The organism is Sphingobium rhizovicinum (assembly GCF_042647625.1).
Lineage (GTDB): Bacteria > Pseudomonadota > Alphaproteobacteria > Sphingomonadales > Sphingomonadaceae > Sphingobium > Sphingobium rhizovicinum.
The window spans coordinates 2,895,896-2,912,587 of record NZ_JBHRVU010000004.1; the positions used below are offsets into that span (position 1 = coordinate 2,895,896).

13 protein-coding genes are annotated in these 16,692 nt (G+C 65.0%); 5 read left to right on the forward strand and 8 right to left on the reverse strand.

Annotated elements, in window-relative coordinates; genetic code table 11:
* Positions 1–138: 138 nt before the first annotated feature.
* On the reverse strand, positions 139–2,010 hold the full coding sequence (locus ACFOKF_RS15110; RefSeq protein WP_380796655.1) for an ABC-F family ATP-binding cassette domain-containing protein: 1,872 nt from the start codon (positions 2,008–2,010) through the stop codon (positions 139–141).
* A 340-nt stretch (positions 2,011–2,350) separates the two neighbouring features.
* Here ACFOKF_RS15110 and ACFOKF_RS15115 point away from each other — a divergent pair, with 340 nt between their 5' ends.
* Positions 2,351–3,934, forward strand: a complete 1,584-nt coding sequence (locus tag ACFOKF_RS15115; protein ID WP_380796656.1) for an ABC-F family ATP-binding cassette domain-containing protein — start codon at positions 2,351–2,353, stop codon at positions 3,932–3,934.
* 11 nt (positions 3,935–3,945) lie between these two features.
* Here ACFOKF_RS15115 and ACFOKF_RS15120 read toward each other — a convergent pair whose 3' ends face one another.
* The 3 genes from ACFOKF_RS15120 to ACFOKF_RS15130 are packed head-to-tail and all read right to left on the reverse strand — an operon-like array spanning position 3,946 to position 8,132.
* Positions 3,946–5,475, reverse strand: a complete 1,530-nt coding sequence (locus ACFOKF_RS15120) for a DHA2 family efflux MFS transporter permease subunit (protein WP_380796657.1) — start codon at positions 5,473–5,475, stop codon at positions 3,946–3,948.
* A 13-nt stretch (positions 5,476–5,488) separates the two neighbouring features.
* Positions 5,489–6,625 carry an EmrA/EmrK family multidrug efflux transporter periplasmic adaptor subunit gene (locus ACFOKF_RS15125; protein WP_380796659.1) on the reverse strand — a complete coding sequence of 379 codons (1,137 nt, stop codon included), beginning with the start codon at positions 6,623–6,625 and terminating at the stop codon, positions 5,489–5,491.
* A complete protein-coding gene (locus tag ACFOKF_RS15130) occupies positions 6,618–8,132 on the reverse strand; it encodes an efflux transporter outer membrane subunit (RefSeq protein WP_380796661.1) in 1,515 nt (504 codons plus the stop codon). The genes ACFOKF_RS15125 and ACFOKF_RS15130 overlap by 8 nt, the downstream gene beginning before the upstream one ends.
* Before the next feature lie 90 nt (positions 8,133–8,222).
* On the opposite strand from ACFOKF_RS15130, the gene ACFOKF_RS15135 reads away from it, so the two are divergent.
* Positions 8,223–8,864, forward strand: coding sequence for a TetR/AcrR family transcriptional regulator (locus tag ACFOKF_RS15135; protein WP_380796663.1), 642 nt, complete (start codon positions 8,223–8,225; stop codon positions 8,862–8,864).
* A gap of 115 nt (positions 8,865–8,979) precedes the next feature.
* Positions 8,980–9,597 (forward strand): response regulator, encoded by a 618-nt coding sequence (locus ACFOKF_RS15140; RefSeq protein ID WP_380796665.1) that lies wholly within the window; start codon positions 8,980–8,982, stop codon positions 9,595–9,597.
* Here the strand turns inward: ACFOKF_RS15140 and ACFOKF_RS15145 are convergent.
* From ACFOKF_RS15145 to argH, 4 genes are read right to left on the reverse strand one after another with little or no spacing between them, the layout of a single operon-like run.
* The gene (locus ACFOKF_RS15145) at positions 9,583–10,341 is read right to left on the reverse strand and encodes a precorrin-2 dehydrogenase/sirohydrochlorin ferrochelatase family protein (RefSeq protein ID WP_380796667.1); all 759 of its coding nucleotides are present in this window, start codon (positions 10,339–10,341) and stop codon (positions 9,583–9,585) included. The genes ACFOKF_RS15140 and ACFOKF_RS15145 overlap by 15 nt on opposite strands.
* A complete protein-coding gene (lysA, locus tag ACFOKF_RS15150; RefSeq protein WP_380796669.1) occupies positions 10,341–11,618 on the reverse strand; it encodes a diaminopimelate decarboxylase in 1,278 nt (425 codons plus the stop codon). Before lysA ends, ACFOKF_RS15145 begins: the two co-directional genes overlap by 1 nt.
* A gap of 17 nt (positions 11,619–11,635) precedes the next feature.
* A complete protein-coding gene (locus ACFOKF_RS15155) occupies positions 11,636–11,896 on the reverse strand; it encodes a hypothetical protein (RefSeq protein WP_380796670.1) in 261 nt (86 codons plus the stop codon).
* Entirely contained in the window at positions 11,893–13,260 is a 1,368-nt protein-coding gene (gene argH, locus ACFOKF_RS15160; RefSeq protein ID WP_380796672.1) for an argininosuccinate lyase, read from the reverse strand. Before argH ends, ACFOKF_RS15155 begins: the two co-directional genes overlap by 4 nt.
* 40 nt (positions 13,261–13,300) lie before the next feature.
* On the opposite strand from argH, the gene ACFOKF_RS15165 reads away from it, so the two are divergent.
* Together ACFOKF_RS15165 and ACFOKF_RS15170 are read left to right on the forward strand one after the other, a co-directional pair.
* Entirely contained in the window at positions 13,301–13,891 is a 591-nt protein-coding gene (locus tag ACFOKF_RS15165) for a TlpA family protein disulfide reductase (RefSeq protein WP_380797823.1), read from the forward strand.
* Positions 13,892–14,134: 243 nt separating this feature from the next.
* Positions 14,135–16,666 carry a TonB-dependent receptor plug domain-containing protein gene (locus tag ACFOKF_RS15170; protein WP_380796674.1) on the forward strand — a complete coding sequence of 844 codons (2,532 nt, stop codon included), beginning with the start codon at positions 14,135–14,137 and terminating at the stop codon, positions 16,664–16,666.
* The last annotated feature ends 26 nt before the right edge of the window (positions 16,667–16,692 follow it).

Sequence of the window (16,692 nt, forward strand, 5' to 3'; positions counted from 1 at the left end):
CCTGCGCCAAATCTGAACCCCCGACCTCCGTTCAGGCTGAGCTTGTCGAAGCCCTGCACTTTGCCTTGAATAGGCTTAAGAAAGTGCAGCCCTTCGACAGGCTCAGGGCGAACGGATCATATTTAAAGCGTGGTGGTGTTAACCCGCCTCCAGCGCCGCGCCGGCCTCCATCCAGACTTCCTCGGCCGCTTCCAGCTTCTTTTCCACCTCGGCGCGCTTCACCATCAGTTGGCTGGTGGTCATTTTCGCTTCCGGGCCGGTGGCGCTTTTGGGGTCGAACAGCACGGCGTCGATGCGCTTGCGCTCGGCGATCAGGCTGGTCATTTCGCGCTCGGCCTTGTTGACCGCGTTCTTGAGAACCTTCTGCTTTTCGCGCCATTCGGCGGCGGCCTTCTTGTCGGCCTTGCGGTCGACCTTTGGCGCATCGCCGCCGCTGCTGGCGTTGCCGTCCGCCTTGCGCAGGATGATGTCGGTATAATCATCGAGCGAGCCGTCGAACGGCTGCGCCGTGCCATTGTCGACCAGCACCAGACGATCGGCGACCAGTTCGATCATGTGGCGGTCGTGCGAGACGATCACTACAGCGCCCGAATATTCGTTGAGCGCCTGCACCAGCGCCTCGCGGCTGTCGACGTCCAAGTGGTTGGTCGGTTCATCGAGGATCAGCAGATGCGGCGCATCGCGGGTGATGAGGGCGAGGGCCAGACGGGCGCGCTCACCACCCGACATGGAGCCGACCTTCTGCGTCGCACGCTCGCCGGAAAAGCCGAAGCGGCCGAGCTGAGCACGGACCGCGCCGGGGGTCGCGCCCTTCATGACACGGGTCATATGCTCCAGCGGCGTGTCGGTAACGTCCAGTTCCTCCACCTGATATTGGGTGAAGTAGCCGACCTGCATCTTGGCCGAGCTTTGCATCGTCCCTTCCATCGGGGCGAGTTGCGCGGCGATCAGGCGGGCGAGCGTCGTCTTGCCGTTGCCGTTGCGGCCAAGCAGCGCCAGCCGATCGTCGGGATCGATGCGCAGGTTGACGCGGCGCAGGATCGGCGTGTCGGTATAGCCGACCGAAGCCATGTCCATGGTGATGAGCGGCGGGCGCAGTTCGGCGGGACTTGGGAAGCCGAAATGCAGCGTCGGATCTTCGATCGCGGCGGCGATAGGCTGCATCTTGGCCAGCGCCTTGGCGCGGGACTGGGCCTGTTTTGCAGTGGACGCGCGGGCGCTGTTGCGGGCGACATAGTCCTGCAACTTTTCCCGTTCGGCCGCCTGCTTGGCGCGGGCCGCTTCCTGCTGGGCGAGGCGTTCGGCGCGCTGACGCTCAAACGCATCATAGCCGCCGGGATAGAGGGTGATCTTCCCGCCTTCCAGGTGGAGGATATAATCCACCACATTGTTCAGCAGGTCGCGTTCATGGCTGATGATGACCACGGTGCCGCGATAGGCTTTCAGGAAATTTTCCAGCCAGAGCGTCGCTTCCAGATCGAGATGGTTCGACGGTTCGTCGAGCAGCAGCAGATCGGGATTGGAGAAGAGCAGAGCGGCGAGCGCCACGCGCATCTTCCAGCCGCCCGAATAGCTGTCGAGCGGACGGCCCTGCATTTCCTCGTCAAAGCCGAGGCCCACGAGGATGCGGGCGGCGCGGGCCGGGGCGGTGTAGGCGTCGATCGTTGTCAGCCGCTCATAGATATGGCCAAGGCGATCGGGGTCTTCGGTATGCTCCGCCTCCGCCATCAGCGCGGCGCGTTCCTTGTCGGCTTCCAGCACGGTGTCGAACGGGGTCGCGGTGCCCGACGGCGCTTCCTGCGCGATATAGCCCAGCCGCGTGTCGCGCGGCATGTCGCAACTGCCCTCGTCCGGGTCGAGCTGACCGATCATCACCTTCATGAGGGTCGACTTGCCCGCGCCGTTGCGGCCGATCAGGCCCACGCGGCTGCGCGGCGGCAAAGCGGCTGCGGCGCGATCAAGGATGGTGCGGCCGCCCAGGCGCACGGTGATACCGTTCAAGTTAAGCATGGGGCCGGCCTGTAGCAGAGGTGCGCGGAGTGGTGAAGCGACTTGGTGCAGGTGCGAAGGCGTGCAAAGTTCACACCATGGCAGAGGTCGCAATTGCTGGCGTGCGGGCCTGCAAAAGCGATTTCGCAATAGGAGAATTTTTGCGAAGTTCGCTGATGAGAAAGAGCCGCCGCGATTTTGGCGGCCTTTGGTGCTGTAGGACAGGGCCGAATGCGACGCCCTTGCCATGCGGCGCGCCGCCGCCTACACCGCCCACTCACTCGCCCCGAAAGGATCGCCGCCATGGACATCAGCCTGAACGCTCAGCCGCTTCGCTCTGCCTTCAGGAAAGTTTGTGTCCATGCCCGCCATCATCCTATCCCATCTCAGCTGGTCCGCGCCTGACGGTTCATCCGTCCTTTCCGGCCTTAATTTCCGCTTTTTCCCCGAACGCATCGGCCTGATCGGCCGCAATGGCGTGGGCAAGTCCACGCTGCTGGCGCTGATCGCCGGCGAGCGCCGCCCCGCCGCCGGAGAGGTGCGCGTGGAAGGGCGCTTCGCCATGCTGCGCCAGACGATGCAGCCCGATCCGGGCGAGAGCGTCGCCGATCTGTTCGACGCGCGCGCCGCCCTGGCCCTGCTGGAGCGGGCGGAAGCGGGCATGGCGACGATCGAGGAACTGGAGGCGTGCGACTGGATGCTGCCTGTCCGCCTTGAAGATGCGCTGGCGGAGGTGGATCTGGCAATCGATCCGGCCACGCCCCTGTCCAACCTGTCCGGTGGGCAGCGGACCCGCGCGGCGCTGGCGGCGGCGGTCTTTGCCCGGCCCGACTGGCTGTTGCTGGATGAGCCGACCAATCATCTGGATGCGGCGGGACGGGAGGTGGTTGCGGCTGTGCTGCGGCGCTGGCGCGGGGGCGCGATCGTCGTCAGCCATGATCGCGCGCTGCTGGACCAGATGGACGCAATCGCCGAGTTGACCAGCCTGGGCATCGCCCGCCATGGCGGCAACTGGTCGGCCTGGCGCGCGCGCAAGGATGTGGAACTAGCGGCGACGCAGCAGGCGATCGACCATGCCGAAAAGGAGGCGTCCACCCTGGCCCGCAAGGCGCAAACCGCGACCGAGCGCCAGCAAAGGCGCGACGGCGCGGGCGCGCGGCAGGCGGCCAAGGGTGGCATGCCGCGCATCCTGCTGGGCCGGCGCAAGGAACAGGCGGAGCGATCGGGCGGCGACATGGCGCGTCGCACGGAACGACAGCGCAGCGAAGCGGAGGACGCGGTTGCGCAGGCGCGGGCGAAGATGGAGGTGATCGCGCCGCTGACGGTGGCCCTGCCCTCCGCCCATGTCCCGTCCGGCCAGACTTTGCTGACGATCGACCATGTGACAGCCGGTCATGATCCTGCGAACCCGGTGATCCGCGATTTCAGCCTGCACATCAGCGGGCCGGAGCGGATTGCCGTCATTGGGCCCAATGGGGCCGGCAAATCGACCTTGCTGCATCTGGTCGCCGGGGGAATCGCGCCTGTATCGGGCGCGGTGCGCCGGCCGGCCGCGACGGCGCTGCTGGATCAGGAAGCGAGCCTGCTGGACGGGCAGGCCAGCATCGCCGACAATTTCGCCCGGCTGCATCCCGGCGCGACGCGCAATGCCGTGCATGCCGCGCTCGCCCGCTTCCGGTTTCGCGCCGATCTGGCGCTGCAACGAGTGGAAACGCTGAGCGGCGGGCAGAAGCTGCGCGCGGCGCTGGCGTGCATATTGGGCGGGGAGACGCTGCCGCCCTTATTGCTGCTGGACGAGCCGACCAATCATCTCGACCTCGATTCGATCGCGGCGATCGAACAGGGGCTGGCCGCCTATGACGGGGCGTTGCTGGTGGTCAGCCACGACCCCGCCTTCCTCGACGCGATCGGCATTGACCGGCGCATCGCCCTGCCCCCCGCATGACTGAATTGCGTTTAGTGCGCGGCGGATGTGTCCACATTGGCGCGCGGCCTGGGTGCGATCCACACGATCACCGCCGCAGCGAACAGGATGATCGCCGACAGGAAGAACACATGGTCGACCGCAATGACCACGGCCTCCTGTTCGACCAGGTTGGAGATCATCTGGCGCGCCTGTTCAGGGGACAGGCCGATGCCCGACAGCAGGGACTGGGTTTGTTCGGGCTGGAGCACCGCCGCCATCTCGTTGCGTGACACACGCTGGGAATCGCCCCATTCTGTCAGCACGAGCGAGGTTGCAATTGCGGTCGCCATGGTGCGCACAAAATTCTGCAATCCCGCTGCGGATGCCGTTTCGCTCGGCAACACCGACCCCAGGGTCAGCGTGGTCAGCGGGATGAAGAAAAAGGGCAACGCAAAGCCCTGCACAAATTGCGGGATCGCCATCGTTCCGATGTCGATGCCACTGGTCCAGTGCGCACGCACGAGCGACATGACGCCAATCCACGCAACAGCACAGGAAATCAGCAGGCGCGCATCCACCCTGGTCATCATCTTTGCCGCAATCGGCGCCGTGAACAATGCCGCCATGGCCGTGAGCGCAGTCACGATCCCGGCCCATGTCGCGGTATAGCCCATCGACATCTGCAACCATTGCGGGATGACGACAATGCTGGCGAAATAGGAGCCAAAGCAAAGCGACAAGGTGAACAGGCCCGAACTGAAGCCGATATGGCGGAATACGCGCAGATCGACCACAGGATGTTCTTCGGTCAGTTCCCAGATGACGAAGACGATGAAGCCAATCACCGCCATCAGGGCCAGCGCCAATATCATCGGGTCGGCAAACCAGTCATGGTCGCGACCGATGTCCAGCATGATCTGGAGGCAGCCGATCCAGAAGACCAGCAGGCACAGTCCGACCTTGTCGATCGGCACCTTGGCGGTGTCCGTCTCCACCGGGCGCAGCAATGCCTGCGCGGCGAAAACGCACAGCGCCGCAATTGGCAGGTTGATGAAGAAGATCCAGTGCCAGCTCCAGTTGTCGCTGATATAGCCGCCGACAATGGGGCCGAGCGCCGGCCCCATCAGCGTCGTCATCGCCCAAAGGCCCATGGCCCGCCCTCGCGTTTCCGGCGGGAAGATACGCATCAGCAGCGTTTGCGACATAGGCATGATCGGCCCGCCGCAAATACCCTGACCGATGCGGCAGGCGACCAGCATGCCCAGCGTCGTGGACATGCCGCAAAGGACCGAAAACAGTCCGAAACCGACCATCGACCAGGTAAACATGCGCACCACGCCAAAGCGTTGCGCCAGCCAGCCGGTCAGCGGCACGCAAATCGCCTCCGCCACTGCGTAGGACGTGATGATCCATGTGCCCTGATCGGGCGAGATGCCAAGATTGCCGGCAATATGCGGAACCGAGACGTTGGCGATCGTCAGGTCGAGCACAACCATCAGGTTGCTCAGAGCCAGCACCAACCCTGCCAGCGTGCGGGTGCGCGGCGAGAGCTGCGCGTAAATGGCGTCGTCGTCGCTCATCGCGCGGGCACCCTCACTTGTCGGAAAGATCCAGCTCGACGTCCATGGACAGGCCCACGCGCAACGGATGCGCGGCCAGTTCCCTGGGGTCGAGCGCGATGCGCAGCGGCAGGCGCTGCACCACCTTGATCCAGTTGCCGGTCGCATTTTGCGCCGGGATCAGCGACATGGACGATCCGGTGCCGCCGGCAAAGCCCACGACCTTGCCGTGATAGACGACATCGTCGCCATAGAGGTCCGACGTGACGGTGGCCGTCATGCCGACCTTCACATCGCGCAGCTGGCGTTCCTTGAAATTGGCGTCGACATAAAGTTGGTTCAGCGGGACGATCGTCATGATCGGGCTGCCCTGCGCCACGCGCTGGCCGACCTGCACCTGCCGCTTCGTGACGACCCCGTCAATCGGCGCGCGAATGACGGTGCGATCAAGGTCCAGCTTCGCCGAATCGAGCTTCGCCTGCGCCGCCAGCACCGCCGGATCGGTATCGATGGTCGATCCCCGGACGAGCGCATCATTCGCCTCCAGCTGGCCGGTGGCGGCGTTGCGGGTGGCCTGCGCGGTCTGGACGCCGGCGCGCGCCAGATCGAGCGCGGCCCTGGCGGCGGCATAGCCCTTGCGCGCGGCGGTGACTTCATCGCCCGACACGGCGCCATCGCCAACCAGCGCCTCACGCCGTTGCAGGTCGACCCGCGCCTTGTCGAAATCGGCCTGGGCGGTGGCGAGCTGGGCGCGGGCCTGAACGATGTCGGCCCCGCGCGCCTGCACCTGCGCCGACAGCGAATCGCTGGTGGCGGCCGTCTGGCGGAAGCGGCGGCGCGCTTCGGCAAGGTCGGCCTCCGCCTGCGCCACGGCGATGCGGGCGTTGGCCGGGTCCAGCTTGACCAATATGTCGCCCTTCTTCACCGCCTGCGTATCGCTGACCAGCACGTCGGTCGCCTGCGCGGAGATGAGCGGCGTCACCTGCGCCATTTCGGCGTTCACATAGGCATTGTCGGTGCTGACATGATTGCGGCCGACCAGCAGATACCAGGCGGCCCAAAGCAGGCCGCCGATGACGACGACCAGACCCAGACGGGTCAGCCATGTCTTGCGCGCGGACTGGCGCCCTTCCTGCTGTGCGTCGGTGGTTTCGAGAGCGGCGTCAGCCATGCGGTTGGTCCTTGGAGTGAGGGTCGCCGGTGGTGAAGCCACCGCCCAGCGCACGAATGAGGGCAATATCGGTGGAAAAGGCGCCGGCTTCCAGTTCGGCGAGCGACTGACGCGCGGCGAGCAACTGGTCCTCGACGGTCAGCACGTCCAGATAGGTGGACAGGCCGCCCTGATAGCGTTTTTGCGCGACGCCATAGGCGTCCTGCGAGGCGGCGACGGCGGCGCGAGCGTCGGCCAGCCGCTGTTCCAGCGTCCGCCGGGTAGTGACGGCGTCGGCCACCTGCTGATAGGCGGCGAGCACCGTCTTGTCATAGCTGGCGACCGCTTCGTCATAGGTGGCGCGGGCGCCGCGATACTGGCCCTGAAGCGATCCGCCGCGGAAGATCGGCAGGCTGATCGCCGGGCCGGCATTGCCGAACAACGAATCCTTTTCGAACAGATTGCCGGTAAAGGGCCGGGCCGATCCAACCGCGCCGCCATTGGCGAAAAGCGTATTATAGCCCAACGACTGGAGGCCGACCAACGCGCTCAGCCGCACCGCCGGGAAGAAATCGGCGCGGGCGACCTTGATCCGCCTGGCGGCGGCTTCGGTACGGGCGAGCGCGGCGGCAATGTCGGGCCGGCGCGCGACGAGGTTGGTGGTGACGTCCGCCGGCAGGCCCAGCGGCGCGAGCTTGCCCGGTTGCGGCCGGGTGATCGACAGGCCGCGATCCGGCCCCGCGCCGATCAGCGCGGCAATCTGATGCTGCCGCACCGCGATCGCCAATTGTGCGCCGGCCAGTTGCGCCTTGGCCGAAGACACGGTAGCGTCAGCCTGCCGCGCGCTGCCGCGCGTTTCCAGACCATTTTTCAGCCGGTCGGCCACCAGTTTCTGGCTGGCCATGCGAATGTCGAGCGTGCGCTGCTGAATTTCCGCCTCGTCATAGAGGCGAGCGAGATCGGCATAGGCGTCGGCAATCCCGGTGGTCAGCGCCAGCTTCGCCTGCTGGGCGTCAATCTCCGCCGCGCGCGCATCGGACGTGGCGGCGGCCAGCGCCGCCTTGTTCTTGCCCCACAGGTCCAGATCGAACCCCAGATCGAGCGCCACCCGGCCAGTGCCGAGCCAGCCCTGCGGCACGAACTCCTTGGGCATGCCCATATTATAGCTTTGCTTGGTCGCCGCTGCGCTGGCGTCCAGATTGGCGGACGGCAGGGTCGCCGCGCCAGCCTGCTGCGCCATCGCCTGCGCCTGCCGGAAACGGGCCGATGCGACCGCCATGTCGGGCGCGTTGCGCAGACCTTCTTCGATCAGGGCGGTCAGTTGCGGGTCGCCATAGGCGGCCCACCAGCCATCGCCCGGCCAGGCCGCTTGCGATGCAGCCAGGCTCTGCTGTGCAGCCACGCTGTCGGGCGCGCGCACGACAGGCTTTGGACCAAGATCAGGGATCGCGGCGCAGGCGGACAGCAACAGGGCCGTCGTCGTCGTCAGCAGCACGCGGGAGGAAAAAGTCATGCGACTCACCGCCATAAACAAACCGTACCAAAGAGTATGAAATCGGCCATTGCGCCCGGCGCAGGCCCTTGTCAACCAGATTAACGTACTCTATGGTACGTTTTCATGACGGAGAGCAAAGCGCCCCTCATTTGCGGCAGAAGAGAAGCGCGCCGCCAGAAGCGGCAGGACATGATCCTGACCGTGGCGCAGCGCTATTTTCTGGAACATGGCTATGCCGGGACCACCATGTCGGGCATTGCGGCTGCCCTTGGCGGCTCCAAGGGGACGTTGTGGAATTACTATCCGTCCAAGGAGCAGCTGTTTGCCGCCGTGCTGGGCCGGGTGTCAGGCGCCTATCGCGTGCAATTGTCGCAGATACTGGACCCGGACGCCGATTTTGTCGCGACGCTGCACCGCGCCTGCATCAGCCTGATCGGCAAGGTGACATCGCCCGAAGCGATCGCGCTCCACCGCCTGATCATATCGGAAGGCGGACGCTTTCCCGAATTGAGCCAGATATTCTTCGATCTCGCGCCGCGCAACACCCGGTCGCTGATGGCCCAGTTTCTGGAAAGCGCCATGGCCAAGGGGCAATTGCGGCGCGCCGATCCGGCGGATGCCGCCCGCGCGCTCATGGCGCTCATCATGGCGGGCAGCCATCAGCAATTGCTGATGAGCCAGATTGACGCTCCCGACCCGGCCGGGATCGAGCGAGACGCCAACTTTGCCGTAGACCTGCTCCTGCGCGCCTACGCGCCCGATTAAGCGCCGACGATCCATGTGTTCTTTTGCGTATTTCTCACACTGGCGCCAAGCAGCGCCATTAACCATTTCTTTGGGCGTCCTTTCCTATAGCTGACGGACCAGGAAGGTGGACAAGATGCAGTTTTTCAAGCGCAATCGCAGTTCCGACACGGTCCGCGATCCGGCGCGCCCGCAAGCGCAGCGGCGGCTGCGCGTCCTGCTGGTTGACGAAAATGCCACCGCCCGCGCCGTTATTGCGCGCCGCCTGTCCCATCTCAACTATGATGTCGCGCTGGCCGAAAATGGCTTCATCGCGCTTACCATGCTCCTGACCCGTCCGGTCGACGCGATCCTGATAGACATGGGCCTGTCGATGCTGCCGGCGGTGACGACGATGCAGAAAATCCGCGCCTCCAACCTGGCCGGCAAAGCCTGTTGCGTAATGATCGCCGGGCAGGCCGACAGCCAGTCCACGATCGAAGCGCTGGAAGCGGGCGCGGACGACCATATCGTCAAGCCGTTCGATTTCGATGTGCTGGACGCGCGGTTGCGCCATCTGTGCCAGCGCGCCGACGAACTGGGCGCGCTGACCCGGCACAATGCCGAACTGGACGCCCGCATCGCGCGGCGTGCCGTGGAACTGGGCGAAACCCGCGAAACGCTGCGCGAAATGCAAGAAGACCGGGCGCGCCTCGTTTCCTCGATACAGGCGTTACAGGATGAGGTCGCGCGGCTCCAGTCAGCCCAGACTTAACCAGAGCGACAGACCAGCAGCAGGCTTTTCCGGCGGCGCATCGGCCATGATCCGCACCGCGTCCGCACGGGCGCGATCGAGCAGAACCGCCGGCACATCGGCTGCGTGATAAATGCTGTCCGCCTCCCCCAGCAGCCGCGCGGCGCGCAGGGTCAGCTCTTCCGGGTCGGGCGACAAGAGCCGGATCGGCACCAGTTGCGATCCAGCCATACCCCCCGCCCGATCGATCCAGGCCGGCACGGCATCGGCTGCGCCTTCCGTCAGCGGATCGATCGGCCCGCCCGGCTGAAGGCCCGCATCGATCGCCCGCCGCCGGTCGCCAGCCTGCGGCCAGCGCGCCCGGATCGCCCCGCGCGCATCGTATAGAGCCTGCGCCAGTGCGCCCAGCCGCGCGGGCAGCATCGCCTCCAGCCGTTGTCGCAGCGCCTTGGCGAGGCCCGCCGATGCGCCGGCCGTGCCTATGGCGATCAGCACCGGATCGCGGTCCACGATCGCGGGCAGAGTGAAATCGCACAGGTCGGGCATATCGGTCGCATTGACCAAAATGCCCCGCGCGCGCAGCCGCGCGACGGTCGCCGCATCGCCGTCCGACACGATGGCGATGCGCGCATCGCCATCCTCCTCGCCCACGATCCGCGCGCCGGCCCGTTCCAGCAGGCGGCGCTTGGCGTCGGCGGCATCGCCCTGCCCGGTCAGGATGACCGGCCGACCCGTCACCATCAGGAAGACGGGCAGGCTGCGCATCAGCCTTCGCTGCCTTTGGCGACCCAATCGGGAATGATGTCGGCGTCGATCAGCGCCTGGACCGGCGGCCGTTCCCGCACCACCGCCCATTTGTCGCCCGACACCAGCACTTCGGGGGTCAGCGGCCGGCTGTTATACGTGCCCGCCATGGTCGCACCATAGGCGCCCGCGGTCATGAAAGCGATCAGATCGCCCGCCTGCACCGCATCCATGTCGCGATGCATGGCGAAGGTGTCGCCCGTCTCGCACACCGGACCCACGACATTGGCGGTTTCGCGCACGCCCGCCGGCTTTACCGCGCGAATATCATGCCAGGCGTCATACAGGCTGGGGCGCATCAAATCGTTCATCGCCGCGTCAACGATGACGAAGGGCGCCTGTGCGCCCTGCTTCACGCGCACCACGCGCGACAGCAGCACGCCGGCATTGCCCACGATCACCCGGCCCGGTTCGAACATCAGCCGCACCGGCCAGCCCTGCGTCACGCGCGTCACCATCGCGCCATAGTCGGCGGGGCTGGGCGGCAAAGGCTGCGAGGGATCATAAGGCACGCCAAGGCCGCCACCCAGGTCCGCCGTGCGAATGTCATGGCCCGCCGCGCGCAATTCCGCGATCAGCGCGCCGACCTTGACGAAGGCGGCCTCCAGCGGAGCGAGGTCGGTCAGCTGGCTGCCGATATGGACGGCGACGCCCTGTACGTCGAGGCCGGGCAGATCGCGCGCGACGGCATAGCTTTCCAGCGCGCGGGCATAAGGAATGCCGAACTTGTTTTCCGACTTGCCGGTCGAAATCTTGGCATGGGTGCCGGCGTCGACATCGGGGTTGATGCGATAGGCGACGGGCGCCTTCTTCCCCATCGAAACGGCGACTTCGGACAGCATTTCAGCTTCCGGTTCGCTTTCGAGATTGAACTGGTAAATGCCCTGTTCCAGCGCCAGTCGCATTTCATCGGCGGTCTTGCCGACGCCGGAAAAGACGATGCGGTTCGCGGGGATGCCCGCCGCCACCGCGCGCAGCAGCTCGCCGCCCGACACCACGTCCGCGCCCAGCCCCAGCTTCGCCAGCGTCGCCAGCACAGCGGCGTTGGGGTTGGATTTGACCGCAAAGGCGATCAGCGGGTCGGCGAGTTGCGACAGCCCGTCACGAAACACGGCGACATGGCGCTCCAGCGTGGCGGTGGAGTAAATATAGACGGGCGTGCCGACCGCCTGCGCGATGGCCTCCATCGGCACCTGCTCCACCTGCATGGCGCCGTCGACATAGGTGAAATGATCCAAGGTCTGTTCCTATTAACTTACTTCGGCGCCTTTTCGGGCGGCAGGTCGAATTCGTCATTGCCGCGCTGGCGCGATTGGGTGAGCAGTTCGACGTTGCGTTCCGGGCGCGCCTGAATGGAAGGCTGCATCAGGTCGGCGGCGGTCGGAGCGGTCGCGGCGCCCACCGGCACCGCCGGCAGATTCTGGCCCTGCACGGGTTTGAGCGGCTGACGCCCGCCACAGGCGGTCAGGGCGATCGCCATCAGGCCCAGCCCGGCGAGCGTGCGCATGCGTGTCATCCCAGTTCCTTCTTTGCGTCGGCGATGCGCGCGCGGACCTGCGTGGGCGCGGTGCCGCCATGGCTCTGGCGGCTGGCGACCGAGGCATCGACGGTGAGCACCGCATAGATGCGATCGTCGATGCGCGCATCGATGTCTTTCAGCGTTTCCAGCGGCAACTGGTCGAGCGGCACGGCCGCCGCCTCCGCAGCCGCGACCGCGCGGCCGGTGATATGATGCGCCTCGCGGAAAGGAATGCCGCCTTCGCGCACCAGCCAGTCGGCAAGGTCGGTGGCGGTCGCAAAGCCGCTTTCGGCCAGGCCGCGCATCCGGTCGGTGCGGAACGTCACCGTTTCGATCATGCCGGTCATCGCCGCAATCGACAGGCCCAGCAGATCGTGCGCTTCGAACACGGGCGGCTTGTCGTCCTGCATATCCTTCGAATAAGCGAGCGGCAGGCCCTTCATCGTAACGCACAGCGCGGTCATGCAGCCCATGATGCGACCGGCATGGCCGCGCACCAGTTCGGCCGCATCGGGATTGCGCTTCTGCGGCATGATCGAGCTGCCGGTCGAATAGGCGTCGGGCAGTTTCACGAAGCCGAAGGGCTGGCTGGCCCAGATGATGAACTCTTCGGCCAGGCGCGACAGGTGCAGCGACGCCTGGGTCGCGGCCATCAGATAATCGAGCGCGAAGTCGCGATCGGACACGCTGTCGAGGCTGTTGTCGGTCGGCTTGGCGAAGCCCAGCGCGGCGGCCGTCATGTGGCGATCGGTCGGGAAGCCGGTGCCGGCCAGCGCCGCCGCGCCCAGCGGGCACTCATTGAGGCGCGCGCGCGCATCGGCAAAGCGGCTGCGATCGCGGCGCACCATTTCATAATAGGCCATCAGATGATGGCCCAAAGTCACCGGCTGCGCGGATTGCAGATGGGTGAAGCCGGGCATCACCGCATCGGCATTTTCCTCCGCCCGCGCCACCAGCGCGCGCTGAAGGCCAAGCAGGCCCGCCTCCACCTCGTCAATGGCGTCGCGCACCCAGAGGCGGAAATCGGTCGCCACCTGATCATTGCGGCTGCGCGCAGTGTGCAGACGGCCGGCCGCCGGGCCGATCAGTTCGGCAAGGCGCGACTCCGTGACCATATGGATGTCTTCCAGGTCCAGATTGACCGGCACGCCATTGGCTTCATATTCGGCGGCGATGGTGTCGAGACCGGCGGTGATCGCATGCGCATCGTCCTGCGACACGATGCCCTGTTTGGCCAGCATCGCGACATGCGCTTTCGACCCGGCGACATCCTGTTTCCACAATCGCTTGTCGAAGGGGATGGAGGCATTTATCTCTCGCATGATCGATGCCGGGCCGGCCGCGAACCGGCCGCCCCACATGCTGTTGGAGCCTGTTTCCGTGATGTCATTCCGCGCGCTAATGATACTGCTCCTGCCTGCCGCTCTGGCGGCCTGCGATAGGCAATCCCAAGCCCCGGAGCAAGATAATGCAGCCAGCAGCGGCGAGGTTGCGCCCACATCGGGTGAAGCGACCGGCAACGGCGCGAAGGCGGAGCCGGTCTATCGACTGGATCGCAGCAAGGCCGGCACCCCTGCCCCCGCCTTCGCCTTCCTTGATCCCGATGGCGGCGAAAAGACGTTGCAGGACTTTGCCGGCAAGCCGATGCTGGTCAATCTGTGGGCGACATGGTGCGCGCCCTGCATCGCGGAAATGCCCACGCTCGACCGGATCGCCGCCGCCTATGGGCCAAAGGGGATGGCTGTGCTCACCATATCGCAGGACAATCAGGGGCTGAAGGCGGCAAAGCCCTTTTTCGAAAAGCACAAGCTGCCCCATTTGCGCGCCTATGCCGACCCGGAGACGCAACTGGGCTTCGCCTATGCCACCGGCCTGTTGCCCACCACGATCATCTATGACCGGCAGGGCAAGGAAATGGTCCGCGTGATCGGCGCGCTGGATTGGGAGGGCGCCGAGGCGAAAGCGCTGATCGATGCGGCCATGGCGTCCTGAAAGAAGAAGGGCGTTCATAAAACGAAGCAAGACGAAAAATCCGCCATGCCGCATCAACGGCGACGGCCCTGCAATCAATTTTGCCCCGACACTAGTGCAGGCAAGCTACAGTTTTTACAAATGAGCAATAAATTCAGGAATATCAGCGCTTTTTGACAAAATTTTGTGCAGTGCAATAGCGGCTTTAACACCCCCCATCGTTCAACCCCCTTGTCATCCATAATGCATAAACAGGGGGCATGAATGACGCGACTTTCCGCGCTTAAACTTTCTCTTATTCTGGCTTCGTCCTGGTCGGCCTGCGCCATGGCGCAGGATGCGCCGCAGGAACCGCAGACCGATGACGGCGCCGCCATCATCGTGACCGGCACGCGCGCCGTGGGCATGTCCGCCGCAGACAGCGCCGCACCCGTCCAGGTGCTGGGCGAAGCGGCGCTGGCGAAGGTTGGCCAGCCCAACCTCAATCAGGCGCTGACCCAGATCGTGCCGAGCTTCACCGCCCAGACCCAGGGCACCGACATGTCGAACTTCGCCCTGTCGGCCCGTCTGCGCGGCCTTAGCCCCAACCACACGCTGGTCATGGTCAACGGCAAGCGCCGTCATGGCTCCTCCATTCTTCAGGTCATCGCAGGCCCGTTCCAGGGTTCGGCCGCGCCCAGCATCGACCTGATTCCGCCAGACGCCGTCGACCATATCGAAATCCTTCAGGACGGCGCCGCCGCCCAATATGGCACGGACGCGATCGCCGGCGTCATCAACCTGATCCTGAAGGATCAGACCGAAGGCGGCAGCTTCAAGATGACCGGCGGTCAATATTATGACAGCGAAGGCGAATTGTTCAGCGTCAGCGGCAACGCCGGATTCAAGCTGGGCGAAGACGGCTTCTTCAACGTCACCGCTTTCCATCGTCGTCAGGACTATACCTCGACCGGCACCGGCCAGGTCCAGATCACCAAGCCTGACGGCACGTTGCAACCCACCGTCCCGGCCCAATGGTCGAACCTGTCGGGCGACGCGCTGGCCGGCATCAACGGCGGCCAGGCCAAGTCGGAACTCAGCCTGCTCTTCTACAATATGGGCTATGATTTCGGCGGCATCGAATTCTACAGCTTCGGCGACATCTCGCACCGCGTAGGCTATGCCAAACAGGGTTATCGTCACCCCTCGCGCATCTGCCGCGTGCCCACCAATACGGGCGGCAGCATCACCACCGCCCCCTATGATCCCAGCCTCTGCCTTGGCGACACCGGCATCAACGGCATGGTGCCGCAGCAGAAGGTGGTGCAGGACGAATATAGCATCACCGGCGGCGTGCGCGGTGATGTGGCGGACTGGAACTACGACTTTGGCGTGACCTATGGTTCGGACAAGAACCAGATCTACACGATCGATTCCGCCAACCGTTCGCTCTACCAGAACACCGGCTTCACCCCGACCGACTTCTATGACGGCATGTTCAAGCTGACCCAGCTGACGACGACGCTCGACATCCGCAAGGAATTCGACGCCGGCATGGCCGGTCCGCTGACTTTTGCCTTTGGTGGTGAATATCGCCGCGAACGCTACACGATCGGCGCGGGCGACGAAGGCTCCACCTATCTGGAAGGCGGCCAGTCCTTCCCCGGCTATCAGGCCAGCGACGCCGGCACATTCGGCCGTCATGTGAAGGCGGTCTATGCCAACGTCATCCTGGAGCCGGTGGACCGCTGGACCGTCGACATCGCCGGCCGCTACGAAGATTATAGCGATTTTGGCGATACCAGCATCGGCAAGATCACGACGCGCTATGACTTCAACGACGCGATCGCCATCCGCGGCACGGCCAGCACGGGCTTCCGCGCTCCGACGCTTCAGGAAGGCAATTATTCGGCCACCAACGTCAGCCCGACCGGCGCCGTGCTTCAGTTGCCGCCATCCTCGGCCGCTGCGCAGTTGCTGGGCTTCAGCGCTCTGAAACCGGAAAAGTCGACCAACTTCTCGGCCGGCATCGTGTTGCGTCCGATCCCCAAGCTGGCCGTCACCCTTGATGGTTACTACATCAAGATCAAGGATCGCATCGCCGGCACCGCGCAGATCCGCGGCACCGTCAACGGCGTGATCCAGCCGGGCAACGCCGCCACGGGCGTCCCGACCGGCCAGCAGGTTCTCGACGCCATCGCCGCACGCGGCGTGGCGATCGACAATGTGCCCAACCTGGGCGTCGCGACCTTCACCAATGGCGTCGACACCCGCACCATGGGCCTCGACTTCTCGGCAAGCTATCCGGTCATGTTCGACTTCGGTCGGCTCGATCTGACGCTTGCGGCGAACTACACCAAGACCAAGGTGACGAAGAACCGCATCCCCGGCCTCTTCAGCGCCCAGTCGGTCAGCTATCTGGAAGACGCATCGCCCGACTATAAGATCGGTTGGGGCGGCCTGTTCACCAGCGGCAAGTTCAGCCTGAACCTGCGTGAAACCTTCTATGGCAGCTCCAGCATCCTGGTGTTCCCGGCGATCAGCGGCGCACCGTCCTTCACCGGCGTGGTGAAGGCGACCGCCATCACCGACCTGGAAGCCGGCTACGACTTCACGGACTCGGTCACTGTCTCCATTGGTGCGAACAACCTGTTCAATAAGCGGCCCGAAGTGCCCAAGCTGTTGGCCGGATACACCATCGCGCCGGGCGTTTCGCCCTATGTAAACGGCAGCACCACCTATAATTCGCCCTATGGCCATGGCGCCTATGGCACGTCGGGTGGTTATTATTACGCTCGTATCGACTTCAAATTCTGATCTGAGGTCATGAAGGAAAGGGCCGG

Bases quoted from the DNA above. Each gene is read 5' to 3' on its own strand.
- argH (WP_380796672.1), bottom strand. From the start codon at position 13,260: ATGTGGGGCGGCCGGTTCGCGGCCGGCCCGGCATCGATCATGCGAGAG.
- ACFOKF_RS15125 (WP_380796659.1), bottom strand. From the start codon at position 6,625: ATGGCTGACGCCGCTCTCGAAACCACCGACGCACAGCAGGAAGGGCGC.
- ACFOKF_RS15120 (WP_380796657.1), bottom strand. From the start codon at position 5,475: ATGAGCGACGACGACGCCATTTACGCGCAGCTCTCGCCGCGCACCCGC.
- ACFOKF_RS15170 (WP_380796674.1), top strand. From the start codon at position 14,135: ATGACGCGACTTTCCGCGCTTAAACTTTCTCTTATTCTGGCTTCGTCC.
- ACFOKF_RS15165 (WP_380797823.1), top strand. From the start codon at position 13,301: ATGATACTGCTCCTGCCTGCCGCTCTGGCGGCCTGCGATAGGCAATCC.
- ACFOKF_RS15145 (WP_380796667.1), bottom strand. From the start codon at position 10,341: ATGCGCAGCCTGCCCGTCTTCCTGATGGTGACGGGTCGGCCGGTCATC.
- ACFOKF_RS15115 (WP_380796656.1), top strand. From the start codon at position 2,351: ATGCCCGCCATCATCCTATCCCATCTCAGCTGGTCCGCGCCTGACGGT.
- ACFOKF_RS15135 (WP_380796663.1), top strand. From the start codon at position 8,223: ATGACGGAGAGCAAAGCGCCCCTCATTTGCGGCAGAAGAGAAGCGCGC.
- ACFOKF_RS15155 (WP_380796670.1), bottom strand. From the start codon at position 11,896: ATGACACGCATGCGCACGCTCGCCGGGCTGGGCCTGATGGCGATCGCC.
- ACFOKF_RS15110 (WP_380796655.1), bottom strand. From the start codon at position 2,010: ATGCTTAACTTGAACGGTATCACCGTGCGCCTGGGCGGCCGCACCATC.
- ACFOKF_RS15130 (WP_380796661.1), bottom strand. From the start codon at position 8,132: ATGGCGGTGAGTCGCATGACTTTTTCCTCCCGCGTGCTGCTGACGACG.
- ACFOKF_RS15140 (WP_380796665.1), top strand. From the start codon at position 8,980: ATGCAGTTTTTCAAGCGCAATCGCAGTTCCGACACGGTCCGCGATCCG.